A 12,969-nucleotide genomic window follows, 5' to 3' on the forward strand; every position below is an offset into this window, starting at 1 on the left:
CTGAAACGAATTGGGCGGCTCCCTCCGGAGCCGCCCATTTTCATGCCCGGTTGTCCTGCGCCTTCACCCGCAATCGCCACGCATGAAGCAGCGGCTCGGTATAGCCGTTTGGTTGCGCGACGCCCTCGAACACCAAGGCCCGTGCAGCTTGCAGGGCGAGGCTCTCCGGATGCCCTGCCATCGGTCGATAGAGCGGATCGCCGGCATTCTGTGCGTCGACCTTGGCCGCCATCTTCTCGAAGGCCGAATCGACCTGCGCCGGCGTACACACGCCATGGAGCAGCCAGTTGGCGATATGCTGGGAGGAAATGCGCAGCGTCGCGCGATCTTCCATCAGGCCGATGTCGTTGATGTCCGGCACCTTCGAACAGCCAACCCCCTGATCGATCCAGCGCACGACATAGCCGAGAATCCCCTGCGCATTATTCTCCAGCTCCTCGACGATCTCCTGCTCGGACCAGTTGGTGCCGGACGAGAGTGGCACGGTGAGCAGGCCCGAAAGCGGCGCCACCGGCTCGCGGCCGCGCCCCTGCTGGCGCGCCGCCACATCAACGGTGTGATAATGCGTCGCGTGCAGCGTCGCCGCCGTCGGGGAGGGCACCCAGGCCGTGTTCGCCCCGCTCATGGGATGCGCGATCTTCTGCTCAAGCATGTCGGCCATCCGGTCCGGCGCCGCCCACATGCCCTTGCCGATCTGCGCCCGACCAGAGAATCCGCAGGCCAGACCGATCTGCACGTTGCGATCCTCATAGGCCCTGATCCAGGAGGCGCTCTTCATGTCGCCCTTGCGGATCATCGCCCCGGCCCGCATCGATGTGTGAATCTCATCGCCCGTCCGGTCGAGGAAGCCGGTGTTGATGAACACCACCCGATCCTTAACCGCCGCGATGCAGGCCATGAGGTTCGCAGACGTCCTCCGCTCCTCGTCCATCACGCCGACCTTGATGGTGTGCCGGTCCATGCCCAGCATATCCTCGATCGCATCGAACAGGTCGTTGGTGAAGGCGCATTCCTCGGGCCCGTGCATCTTGGGCTTCACGATATAGACGCTGCCGGCGAGACTGTTGCGCACCGGGCCGGCGCCCTTGAGATCGTGCAGGGCAATCAGGCTGGTGACGATGCCATCGAGAATCCCCTCGGGCGCCTCGGCACCATCGGGCAGCACAATCGCCGGCGTGGTCATGAGATGGCCGACATTGCGGACGAGCAGGAGGCTCCGTCCCTTGAGCGACCATTCCGACCCGTCGCGATCCTTGAAAACCCGGTCCTGGTTGAGCCTGCGCGTCTGCGTCTTACCGCCTTTCTCGAACGTCGCGGAGAGGTCACCCTGCATCAGCCCGAGCCAGTTGGCATAGGCCGCCACCTTGTCCTGCGCATCCACGGCCGCGACCGAATCCTCCAGATCGACAATGGTCGAGAGCGCCGATTCGAGCACCACGTCAGCGATGCCCGAGGGGTCATCCTTGCCGATGGGGTGATTTCGATCGAACACCACCTCGATATGCAGGCCGTTCTTGCGGAACAGGCGGCCCTTAGGCGTCTGGCCGACATATTGGGTGCCGTCCGCGATGGCGAAGCCCTTGGCCGGATCACCCATGTCCGCCCAGCTCCCGGACACCAGCGGCACGGCCCTGTCGAGAAAGGCCTTGGCCCAGGCGATGACCTGCGCGCCGCGCTCGGGATCGTAGCCGCCCGGCTTGGCCGTTCCCGGCAAGGCATCCGTGCCGTAGAGCGCATCGTACAGACTACCCCAGCGGGCATTGGCCGCATTGAGCAGGAAGCGGGCGTTGAGCACCGGCACCACCAATTGCGGACCGGCCAGCGTTGCGAGCTCGGCATCGACCTTTTGCGGATCGATGGTGAAGGGCGCCGGCTCTGGGACCAGATAGCCAATCTCGCGCAGGAACGCCTCATAGGCCGGCTGATCGATCGGCTGGCCGGCCCGCGCCTCATGCCAGGCGTCGATCTGCGCCTGAAGATCGTCGCGCTGCGCCAGCAACGCCCGATTGCGCGGCGCAAAATCGGCGAAGATCGCCGCCGTCCCGGCCCAAAAGGCTTGCGCAGTCAGCCCCGTACCCGGCAGCGCGCGCTGCTCGATGAAATCGGCCAGTTCCTGCGCCACCGAGAGCCCGGCGCGGTCCACCTTGTTCGTCATGCCTTGCATCCCCGCCGTTCAGCCCTGCGCCTTGAGGCCGGCCGCTGCCAGCCCGGCCAGCGCGGCCGCTTCGTCATTGTCCGACGTGTCGCCGGTCACCCCGACCGCGCCGATCGCCACGCCCTCATCGTCGACGATGATGACGCCACCGGCGGCCGGGATCACCGCATGCGGCGCGGAGGCCGCAAAAGCGCCGATGAACCAGGGCCGCTCCTGCGCCATGTCCCCCAGCTTGCGCGAGGAAACGCCCATGGCGAGCGCGCCGGCCGCCTTGCCCGTCGCCACCTGCGCGCGCGCGAAAGAAGCGCCATCGCCACGCTGAAAGGCGATCAAATGCCCGCCCGCATCCACGACGGCGGCGCTCAGCGGTTTGAACCCTGCGGCCTGCCCTTTCGCGAAGACGCCCTCGATGACCGCATTGGCCTGTTGCAAACTGATCCGGCTCATAAATCTGTTCCTTCCGCTCACGTGCGATCATCGGGATTTGGCTGTGCGTGGACATAGCCGGCCCGTTCAGTCGAGACCAGCGAAGTCCGCGTCGAATCAGCCGCGAAGCGCAATGCCCTGCTGGCGACAGGGCATACGTTGCGGCAACTGCCCAAATGCTAACGCCCCGGTCACAAAGCGGTTCAGCATCGCGCCAAAACGCATTATGGGGCGGCCCACACTCCGCACTCGCGATGAATTACGAGGGACGTCATGACCGATACCAAGCTGATCGCCACCATCGATGCCGCGTGGGAGGACCGCGCCAATATCGGCCTGTCCACCACTGGTGACGTCCGTGCGGCGGTGGAGAAGGCGCTGGCGCTGCTGGACAGCGGCGAGGCACGCGTTGCCGAGCCCACCGGGAATGGCTGGCAGGTCAATCAGTGGCTCAAGAAGGCCGTGCTGCTCTCCTTCCGCCTCAACGACAATGCGCTGATCGACAACGGGCCCGGCGCCGGCCACTGGTGGGACAAGGTGCCGTCCAAGTTCGCCAACTGGGGCGAGGCGGATTTCCGCGCCGCGGGCTTCCGCGCCGTGCCCGGTTCCATCGTCCGCGCCGGCAGCTATGTCGGCAAGAACGTCATCCTTATGCCCAGCTTCACCAATATCGGTGCGTTCGTGGGCGAAGGTACGATGGTCGACACCTGGGTGACGGTGGGCAGCTGCGCGCAGATCGGCAAGAACGTCCACCTCTCTGGCGGCGTCGGCATTGGCGGCGTGCTGGAGCCGCTGCAGGCCGACCCGGTGATCATCGAGGATGATTGCTTCATCGGCGCGCGCTCGGAAGTCGTCGAGGGCGTGCGCATCGGCCAGGGCTCGGTACTGTCGATGGGCGTCTTCATTGGCCAGTCGACCAAGATCGTCGATCGCGCCACCGGCAAGGTCTATATGGGCGAGGTGCCGCCCTATTCGGTGGTTGTGCCAGGCTCGCTCCCCGGCAAGCCGTTGCCGGACGGCACGCCCGGCCCAAGCCTCTATTGCGCCGTCATCGTCAAGACCGTCGACGCACAGACCCGCTCCAAGACGGGCATCAACGACCTGCTGCGCGACTGATCAGGAAAGGGGGCGGGGCCAGACCTCGCCCCGCTTTTCAACATTTTCACGCGGCTTTGAGCTGGCGCAGATCCCGTCCGCTTGGCTCCTGGAACACCCGCAGATCGAAGGAGTCCAGCACGGCCAGCATATGGTCGAAGATGTCGGCCTGGATCGCCTCATAAGCCGCCCAAGCCGTGGTGGTGGTGAAGCAGTAGATTTCCAGCGGAATGCCCTGCGGCGTCGGGTCCAGTTGCCGCACCAGCAGCGTCATCTCCTTCGAGATGCGCGCATTGGCCCGCAGATAGGCGGCCATATAGGCGCGGAATGTCCCGAAATTGGTGACGCGCCGGCTGTTCACCGGATCAAGGCCGTCATGGGCGATGCGGCTGTTCCATCGCTCCAGCTCCGCCTGCTTCTCCGCCAGATAGTCGCCCAGCAGCGCAAAGCGGCGCAGGCTCTGCTCTTCCTGATCGGAGAGGAACCGCACGCTGGTCTGGTCGATCATCAGCGAGCGCTTGATCCGCCGCCCGCCGGATTCGGACATGCCGCGCCAGTTCTTGAAGCTCTCCTCGATCAGCCGGTGAGTCGGGATGGTGGTGATGGTCTTGTCCCAGTTCTGTACCTTCACCGTGTGCAGCGCGATGTCGATCACGTCGCCATCAGCATTGAGCTGCGGCATCTCGATCCAGTCACCGACGCGCAACATGTCGTTGGAGGTCAGCTGGACGGAGGCCACCAGCGACAGGATCGTATCCTTGAACACCAGCATGATGACCGCCGCCATGGCGCCAAGGCCGGACAGCAGCAGCAGCGGCGACTTGTCCATCAGCTGGGCGATCATCAGGATCGCCGCCGCCGCGAACAGCACGATCTTGAGAACCTGGATATAGCCCTTGATCGGCCGGTTCACGGCGTGCGGCCGCCGCTGATAGAGATCGTTGACGAAGGTCAGTGCATGGCTGAGCGCCAGCACGATGGTGAGGATCACGAACGCGCCCGCCACATTCTGCACCACCGTCACCAGCGACGGCGGCAGATGCGGTACGGCCGCGATCCCGCGTGAGACGACCATAGCCGGGACGATATTGGTCAGCCGGGCCACCGCGCGGCCGAGCGCGGGCGTATCGTGCGGCAGGACGCGCAGCGCCATGCGCAGCAGGATCGACTTGAAGATGAAGTTCGCGAGCGCCGCGACCGCAATCAGGATCGCCAGCCCGGCGAGGCTTTCAGCCCAGGCCGGCAGACCGGCGAACCACCGATCAAAAAGGGGAATCGAAAAGGAAGGGTCGGTTGCCGTGGGAATAGAATCAATCATGACAAAGGGCGCGGCCGCGAGCGGGCCGGCGATAAGCTCCTGTTTTATCTCAAATTGGGCGGCCAACCTGCCTGCCTTTAGGCATGAAGTCAAACCAGCGGCCGGATTGTGCGGGCCGCTGGCTGCTCCCACGATCTAGACCGGCGTTGAAATCTTCATGAGGACAAGGCCCGAAACAATCAGCCCGGCGGCGGTCAATCGCAGCACTGTAAGCGCCTCCCCAAAAAACGCGATGCCGATAGCGAATGCGCCGAGCGCGCCGATGCCCGTCCAGATCGTATAGGCCGTGCCGAGTGGCAAAACCTTCAGCGACCAGGCCAGGCAGGCAAAGCTGAGCAGCATCGCCACGATCATGACGAGGGTGGGCCATAGCCGGGTGAAGCCATCCGACTGCTTCATGGCCGTCGCCCAGACGACCTCGAACAAACCCGCGATAAAAAGCGCAATCCACGCCATGACAGCCTCCTGAAAGCGCCGGGCCGTCCCGGTCTTGACGTCAGAGGCGGGAACGTGGTCGCCGCAGAGAAAATTTAGGCACCACACCACGCCCGATCAAGGGGTGCGGCTAGAGGGCGATCCGACCCTCAGCCGCCGCCGAGCAGGCGCTGGCGGAGGCGTTCCATGCCGATGGCGTCAATGGCGACTGCCCGGTCGGGCGCCTTGAGCACCTCGGCCAGATAGCCAAGCGTCTGCGCCGCAAGATCGAACTGCTGCAAGGCGGTCGCCCGGCTTGTGACATCCACCGTTTCGACCAGTTGCGCGCCGAGGTCTTCGATCAGGTGCCGCAGCACATCCAGTTCCTCGGCGATCCGCCGATCCAGCTCCGCTGTCGGGGCCGAGGCGCGGAGCGCCGTCCCAGCCGCAGCGGGCCGTGATGACGGCAGAGGCGCATCGGTGCGGGGCAGCCCGGTCTGACTTGCGGCAGCGATCCAATTGCCCTCGCGCCAGCCGGACACCGAAATCGTGCCCTCAAAGCGCACGCCGCAGCGATTCTTGTCCACCCAGATGACCGTGGCGCCCATCTCAAGCTGCAAGCGCCGCAAGATAAGGCCAGCACCGACCGGCGGCAGCGCAGCGCCTTCCAGCAACGCGCCGTGCTCGGAGAGATTGCGGATGCGCACCGGAGCGGCGATCCCCTCCGCCTCGATAGTCGCGGACAGGAGCAGATTCGTGCGGGAAGGCCGAGCGGCCGCTGGGTTGGACTGGTCTGCCGGCATCGGCACAATCGGCTTCCTATCCAAAAAACATTCTCTAAATCCGTCGCTCGGCCCGGCGTCCGTCCGACCTCCCGGACGTCTGCGGGGCTGAGGAAATCTCCCCGCAAATAGCAGGCTCGCTTGCCGGCGCAAATCCCATCCGTCGACTCGCGCTCCTCGCCGAGTCCCGAAATGCGCCGAACGGGCCGCGTTGCAATTGATTAGCGCCGGCGCCGGCACGTGCCTATATCGACGCTATGGCACCACCCAGAAAGCCCACCCGTCCCCAGCCCGCCGGCCTGCCGACGCGCGAACAGATCCTCGATTTCATCAGCAATGCCGATCAGCCGGCAGGCAAGCGCGAGATCGCCAAGGCCTTTGGCCTGCGCGGCAACGAGAAGATCGCGCTCAAGGCCCTGCTGCGCGACATGGCCGATGAAGGCCTGCTCGAAACCGGCAAGGCGAGAGCGTTCAACCTGATGGGCGGCGTCCCCAAGGTCACCGTGGTGCGAGTGGTCGAGTCCGATGGCGGCCAGGTCATCGCCGTGCCGGAGCGCTGGGAAGCCGAGGGCCACCCTATTCCCAAGCTGCGCGTCATCGAGCGCGGCAAGCGCGGCGCGCTGGGCATTGGCGACCGGATTCTGGCGCGCACCGAGCAGGCCGGTCATGGCTGGGTCGCCCATCCGATGAAGAAGCTGGCCGGCGCGACCGAGCAGATGCTGGGCGTGGTCGCCAAGGATGAGCGCGGCAAGCTGGTCCTGCGCCCCGTGGACAAGCGCATCCGCTATGAGACACCGATCAGCGACCAGGGCGATGCGCAACCGGGCGATCTCGTGCTGGCCGAGAAGAGCGGCCGACCCCCGCGCATCACTGCGCGGGTGACGGACGTGCTCGGCGACCCCTTCCAGCCGCGCAGCTTCAGCCTGATCGCCATTCACAAATATGGCATTCCCGATGTGTTTCCCGAGGAGGCCGAGGCCGAAGCGGCGAAGGTCCACGACCTGCCCCTCCACGCCGATGCGCGCGAGGACCTGCGCGCTCTGCCCATCGTCGCGATCGACCCGGTCGATGCCCGCGATTTCGATGATGCCGTGTGGGCCGCGCCGGACGATGATCCGGCCAATGAAGGCGGCTTCAAGGCCATCGTCGCCATTGCAGACGTCGCTTATTATGTGCGCCCCGGCTCGGCGCTGGATCGCTCCGCGCGCAAGCGCGGCAACAGCGTCTATTTCCCCGACCGTGTCGTGCCGATGCTGCCGCACGCGCTCTCGTCGGACATGTGCTCGCTCAAGGCAGGCGAGGATCGCGCCGTACTGGCCTGTCATCTCGTCATCGGACCGGGCGGTGCGCTCAAATCCTGGCGCTTTACCCGCGCGATCATCCGTGTCGCCGCCAACATTCCCTATGAGATGGCGCAGGCCGCCATCGACCGGGTGGAAGGCAAGCCCGAGCGGACTTTCTCCGACATCCGGCTCGACACCGGCCTGATCGACCGCCTCAAGGGCGATGGGCTGATCGACAACGCACTGGTGCCGCTCTGGGCATGCTGGCGCGCGCTGGCCAAGGCGCGCGATGCCCGTGGCCCGCTCGATCTCGACCTGCCCGAGCGCCGGGTCGTGCTGGACGAGGAAGGCCGCATCGTCAGCATCGCCATCCGCGAACGGCTGGATGCGCACCGGCTGATCGAGGATTTCATGGTCACCGCCAATGTCGCCGCCGCCAAGGCGCTGGAAGCCAAGAAGGCGCCGGTCATGTACCGCGTCCACGAGCCGCCCAGCCGGGAGAAGCTGACGACGCTCAAGGAGTATCTTGAAACCTACGGCATCAGCCTGGCGCTCGGGCAGGTGATCACCACCAAGACCTTCAACCGGCTGATCGAGCAGATTCCGGATGATGCCGCCGCGCGCCCGCAGATCATGGAGCAGATCCTGCGCAGCCAGACGCAGGCCTATTACGGCCCGCGCAATCTCGGCCATTTCGGCCTGTCGCTCGGCTCTTATGCGCACTTCACCTCACCGATCCGGCGCTATTCGGACCTTTTGGTGCATCGCTCGCTGGTCGGCGCCTATGGGCTGGAAATGCCAGCCCCGGCGGACAAGTCGCTCCCGCGCGAAACGCGGCTCTCTTCAGAAGACGTGGCCGATCTCGCGCCCATCGGCGAGCGGATCAGCCAATATGAGCGGCGGGCGATGGAAGCGGAACGCGAAACGGTCGACCGCTATGTCGCGGCGTTTCTGGCGCAGCATGTCGGCGAAATCATGGCCTGCCGCATCACCGGCGTGCAGAGTTTCGGCTTCTTCGCCACTGTCGTCGAGTTGGGCGGCGATGGCCTCGTGCCCGTCTCGACGCTCGGCGGGGAATATTTCCGCTATGACGAAATGCATCAGGCGCTGATCGGCGAGGATAGCGGCGATCGCTATGCCATGGGCGACCGCATCGACCTGCGCATCGCCGAATCCGACCCAGTAAGCGGCGCGCTGCGCTTCGAGATTCCACACGGCGCCAGCCACATGCCCGAACGCAAGGATCGCCGCCGTCCCGGCAGTGCGCCCGTCCGCCGCACCGGACGCCCGCCGAACATCCGGCACACCGCGCGCCGCAAAGGGCCGGTCAAACGCCGCTGATCGCGCGGGACATTGGATAAAGGGGCGCTCCATCTAGGCGCGCCCCGTCGTTCATTCCTGCTGTCAGGTCAAAAGGCGTAGAACAGAGAAAACTGCAGCACAGGGTAAACCTTGTACTTCTTGACCTCGTCGTCGACGTCCGCCTGTTCCTTGAGCAACTGCTCCTGGAAAGCCGCGTTGGTGGCGAGGCTGCCGGTGGCGCGCAGCGCATCCACGCGCGGCGTGCCTTGGAACATGGCGCCGGCGTCCACGCCGAACTTGATGCCGCGCGTCAGGCCACCCGCATAACCCACGGTCAGCAGCGGGGCGAAGTCCTTAGCGCGGATCGTGCCGGAGAGCGTGCCGATCTCGCTCGGGGTATAAGCAACATCGCCGATGGTGACCGGCTCGGTCGGCGTCGCCGTAGCGCTGACCCGGTTCTTGGCGATGCGGAAACCACCGGAAAGCCGGAACCCGCCGCCGAAGGGATAGACGTCCGCAACCACGCCATAGGATTCGAGCTTCAGCTTGCCCTCATAGGTCAGGTCGTTGACGTCGATGTCATGGCTGAAATCGAAGAAGGACGCGCTGGCTCGTATGCCGAACGTCTCATTGATCCGCATCCCCATTTCCGGCCCGGCGCCGAGCGTGCCGGCGGTGACGCCAACCGAGTAACGCGCATCTTCTGCGAAGGCGGGCGACACCGCCAGAAGCGTGGCGGTGCTCAGTGCGAGACAGGTCTTCATCTTGATAGGCATTTTGCTTTCCCCCCATTTGTCGTGAGGGCGCGCTCATGCCCGAGCCGGGTGCAGGCGTCATATCCTGTCAGGGATATACGCTGCGAACGCGATCACTGTGTTTCGGCGGCCGATTATTCGTGCTGCCGGCCGAAGTCAGGCGCGGCGTCGTCCTGCCCTTGCTCGATGATCGAGCGGCGGATCGCCCGCGTCTTGCTGAAATGCTCGAACAGCGCATCGCCATCGCCCCAGCGAATGGCGCGTTGCAGTTGCGAGAGATCCTCCGAGAAGCGCTGAAGCATCTCCAGCACCGCGTCTTTGTTGGTGAGGAAGACATCGCGCCACATGGTAGGGTCGGACGCGGCGATGCGGGTGAAGTCGCGAAAGCCGCCGGCCGAATATTTGATGACTTCGCTGCGCGTCACGCTCTCCAGATCATTGGCCGTGCCGACGATCGTATAGGCGATGAGGTGCGGCAAATGGCTGGTGACGGCCAGCACCAGATCATGATGCGCGGCATCCATGATCTCGACATTGGCGCCCAGTCGCTGCCACAGCGCCTCGACCCGCGTGACCGCGACCGGATCGGTCCCGGCCGGCGGCGTGAGGATGCACCAGCGGTTGCGGAACAGCGTCGCAAAGCCTGCCTCCGGGCCGCTATTCTCGGTGCCGGCAACCGGATGCGCCGGCACCAGCGTCACATCGGGCAGGACCCGGTGGATTTCGGCAATGATGCTGGCTTGGGAGGAGGCCACCTCCGAGAGGATGACATCGGCCGCCAAATCGTCGCGAATGGCCTCGGCAACCGGCGCCATCGCGCCCGGCGGCACGCACAGCACCACCAGATCGGCATCGATCACCGCCGCGCCGGGCGTGTCCGTCACATCATCGCACAGGTCGATGCGGCGCGCGGTCTCTCGCACGTCCGGATTGGCATCGTGCCCGACCACCCGCACGGTCGGCGCATAGGCCCGCAGGGCGCGCGCCAGTGACGAGCCGATCAGGCCCAGCCCGATGATGGCAACGCGCGAAAAGGGCAGCATCAGGCGCCGACGATCCGGCGGAGTGCAGCGACGAGCCCCTTCATGTCTTCCGGCGTGCCGATGGTGATGCGCAGGGCATTGGGCAGATCCTGCCCGGGCAGCCAGCGCACGATATAGCCGGCGTCCATCAGGCCCTTATAGGCCGTCTCGGCGCTCGTCTCGCCCTCGAACAGTACGAGGCTGAAATTGGCCTTGGAGGGGACGGCGCGCAGGCCCTTGTTACCGAGAGCCCCGATCTCCGTCTCGAACCAGGCGCGCCATTCGCTGTTGTGGGCGCGGCTCTTCTCCACGAAGTCCTGGGCCTCCAGCGCCGCGACCGCCGCGCGGGACGAGGCGATGGGGAAGGAGAAGGGCTGGCGAATACGGTGCATCGCGTCGATCACGTCTGCGCTGGCATAGCCCCAGCCCACCCGGCCGGCAGCAAGGCCGAAGATCTTGGAGAAGGTGCGCGTGACCAGCACATTGGGTGCGGTGCGGGCCAGCTCCAGCCCGCCATCGTCATCCTCGGCGTCGAGATATTCGCTATAGGCCTGATCCAGCACCAGCAGCACATGCGGCGGCAGTCCGGCATGCAGGCGCGCGATCTCGGCACGGGGCGTATAGGTGCCGGTGGGATTGTTCGGATTGGCGAGGAACACCAGCCGGGTGCGATCCGTGACATGGGCCAGGATGGCATCGACATCCGTCGCATAATCCTTGTCCGCGACCTCGACGGGCACTGCGCCGACGCGACGCGTCGCGATGGGGTAGACGGAGAAGCCATAGCGCATGAAAATGATCTCATCGCCCGCGCCCGCGAAGGTGCCGGCAGCCATGTGCAGCACTTCATCCGACCCGGTGCCGTAGATGATCCGGGCCGGGTCAAGCCCGTGCCGCTGCGCAATCGCTTCGCGCAGCTCAACCGCAGCGGAGTCGGGATAGCGCTCCAGGCAGTCGGCAGCGGAACGGAATGCCGCGCGCACCGGCTCGGCTGTGCCGAAGGGATTTTCATTGGACGAAAGCTTCACGACCTCGCGGCCATCATCCGCCTTCGACTTGCCCGGAACATAAGGCGCGATGGCCATGATCCAGTCTTTGGCGACGGGTGCGGCGGGCTTTTGAAGATCGTCTGTCATGGCGTGGCGCTTTAGCCCCGCTGCGCGCAATTGGCAAAGGCCTGTGCGATTCGCCCAAAGCTCCGCGATGATGCGCTCGACAGCCCCGGCCGGCCGGCCCGATTGACAATATCCGCTCTTCGGCTCAAGCGCTGGATCATGTCCATGGAGAGTGCCATCGCTTCCACAGACCAGCGCTTCGGCCTGCGGCGGTCCATCCGGCTGGCAGGGCCGCTCCGGCTCGATAGCGGCGCTAGCCTGACGCCCGTCGAGATCGCTTACGAAACTTATGGCACGCTGAACGCGCAGGGCAGCAATGCCGTGCTGATCTGCCATGCGCTGACCGGCGATCAGTTCGTGGCGTCGGAACATCCGGTGACCGGCAAGCCCGGCTGGTGGACGCGCGCCGTGGGGGCCGGCAAGCCCATTGACCCCGAGCGGCATTTCATCATTTGCGCCAATGTGTTGGGCAGTTGCCTCGGCTCTTCCGGCCCGGCCAGCATCGATCCTGCCACCGGTGCGCCTTTTGCGATGCGCTTTCCCGTCATCACCATCGCCGACATGGTCCGCGCACAGGCGATGCTGCTCGATCATCTGGGCGTGGCCCAGCTTGCCGCCGTGGTCGGCGGCTCGATGGGCGGGATGCAGGCGCTGGCGTGGCCGACCCTCTATCCCGAGCGCGTGCGCGCCGTGCTGGCGATTGCCACCACCGCCCGTCACAGCGCGCAAAACATCGCCTTTCACGAGGTCGGGCGCCAAGCGATCATGGCCGACCCGCGCTGGCGCGGCGGCGACTATTATGCGAGCGGCGAGCCCCCGGCTGCGGGCTTGGCGGTGGCACGCATGGCCGCGCACATCACCTATCTCTCCGAAGCCGGGCTGACCGAAAAGTTCGGCCGCAAGCTGCAGGCGCGGGAGGCGAAGACCTTCGGCTTCGATGCGGACTTCCAGGTTGAGAGCTATTTGCGCCACCAGGGCATCAGCTTCGTCGAGCGGTTCGACGCCAACAGCTATCTCTACATCACGCGGGCGACGGATTATTTCGATCTGGCGGAGGATCATGGCGGCAGCCTGGCCAATGCGTTCGCGCGGACGCAGGCGCGGTTCTGCATCATCAGCTTCGATACCGACTGGCTCTACCCGACGACAGAGTCGCGCAACATCGTCCACGCGCTCCATGCCGCCGGTCGGGCCGCAACCTTCGTCGAGCTTTCGAGCCCCTTCGGGCATGACAGCTTCCTGCTCGATGCGCCGGAGATGAATCGCGTGCTCGACGGCTTCCTGAGAGGCGGCGCGTGACCG

Annotated in this window: 11 protein-coding genes; 3 read left to right on the top strand and 8 right to left on the bottom strand. The window is 65.5% G+C overall.

Annotation, left to right across the window (positions count from 1 at the left end; translation table 11 throughout):
• Positions 1–40: 40 nt before the first annotated feature.
• Together M2333_RS13185 and M2333_RS13190 are read right to left on the bottom strand one after the other, a co-directional pair.
• Complete coding sequence (locus M2333_RS13185; protein ID WP_264612060.1) at positions 41–2,155, bottom strand: malate synthase G; 2,115 nt, start codon at positions 2,153–2,155, stop codon at positions 41–43.
• 18 nt (positions 2,156–2,173) lie between these two features.
• On the bottom strand, positions 2,174–2,602 hold the full coding sequence (locus M2333_RS13190) for a GlcG/HbpS family heme-binding protein (RefSeq protein WP_264571610.1): 429 nt from the start codon (positions 2,600–2,602) through the stop codon (positions 2,174–2,176).
• A gap of 252 nt (positions 2,603–2,854) precedes the next feature.
• Between M2333_RS13190 and dapD the strand changes: the two genes are divergently transcribed.
• A complete protein-coding gene (dapD, locus tag M2333_RS13195) occupies positions 2,855–3,697 on the top strand; it encodes a 2,3,4,5-tetrahydropyridine-2,6-dicarboxylate N-succinyltransferase (RefSeq protein ID WP_264612061.1) in 843 nt (280 codons plus the stop codon).
• Between the two features lie 46 nt (positions 3,698–3,743).
• On the opposite strand, the gene M2333_RS13200 is transcribed toward dapD, so the two are convergent.
• The 3 genes from M2333_RS13200 to M2333_RS13210 form a co-directional block, all read right to left on the bottom strand.
• Positions 3,744–4,994 (bottom strand): mechanosensitive ion channel family protein, encoded by a 1,251-nt coding sequence (locus tag M2333_RS13200; RefSeq protein ID WP_264612062.1) that lies wholly within the window; start codon positions 4,992–4,994, stop codon positions 3,744–3,746.
• A gap of 135 nt (positions 4,995–5,129) precedes the next feature.
• Positions 5,130–5,450, bottom strand: a complete 321-nt coding sequence (locus tag M2333_RS13205) for a DMT family transporter (RefSeq protein ID WP_264612063.1) — start codon at positions 5,448–5,450, stop codon at positions 5,130–5,132.
• Positions 5,451–5,578: 128 nt separating this feature from the next.
• On the bottom strand, positions 5,579–6,211 hold the full coding sequence (locus M2333_RS13210) for a PilZ domain-containing protein (protein ID WP_264612625.1): 633 nt from the start codon (positions 6,209–6,211) through the stop codon (positions 5,579–5,581).
• Between the two features lie 236 nt (positions 6,212–6,447).
• Between M2333_RS13210 and M2333_RS13215 the strand changes: the two genes are divergently transcribed.
• Positions 6,448–8,814: a ribonuclease R family protein gene (locus M2333_RS13215; protein WP_264612064.1), complete on the top strand. Its 2,367-nt coding sequence runs from the start codon at positions 6,448–6,450 to the stop codon at positions 8,812–8,814.
• A 68-nt stretch (positions 8,815–8,882) separates the two neighbouring features.
• Here the strand turns inward: M2333_RS13215 and M2333_RS13220 are convergent, their stop codons facing one another.
• From M2333_RS13220 to hisC, 3 genes are all read right to left on the bottom strand, one after another.
• On the bottom strand, positions 8,883–9,539 hold the full coding sequence (locus M2333_RS13220; RefSeq protein ID WP_264612065.1) for a hypothetical protein: 657 nt from the start codon (positions 9,537–9,539) through the stop codon (positions 8,883–8,885).
• Positions 9,540–9,664: 125 nt separating this feature from the next.
• Positions 9,665–10,573 carry a prephenate/arogenate dehydrogenase family protein gene (locus tag M2333_RS13225; RefSeq protein WP_264583903.1) on the bottom strand — a complete coding sequence of 303 codons (909 nt, stop codon included), beginning with the start codon at positions 10,571–10,573 and terminating at the stop codon, positions 9,665–9,667.
• Positions 10,573–11,688 (bottom strand): histidinol-phosphate transaminase, encoded by a 1,116-nt coding sequence (gene hisC, locus M2333_RS13230; RefSeq protein ID WP_264612066.1) that lies wholly within the window; start codon positions 11,686–11,688, stop codon positions 10,573–10,575. Before hisC ends, M2333_RS13225 begins: the two co-directional genes overlap by 1 nt.
• 138 nt (positions 11,689–11,826) lie before the next feature.
• Here hisC and metX point away from each other — a divergent pair, with 138 nt between their 5' ends.
• Positions 11,827–12,966, top strand: coding sequence for a homoserine O-acetyltransferase MetX (gene metX / locus M2333_RS13235; protein ID WP_264612067.1), 1,140 nt, complete (start codon positions 11,827–11,829; stop codon positions 12,964–12,966).
• Positions 12,967–12,969 lie beyond the last annotated feature (3 nt).

Source organism: Sphingobium sp. B11D3B (assembly GCF_025961735.1).
In the GTDB taxonomy this organism is placed as follows: domain Bacteria; phylum Pseudomonadota; class Alphaproteobacteria; order Sphingomonadales; family Sphingomonadaceae; genus Sphingobium.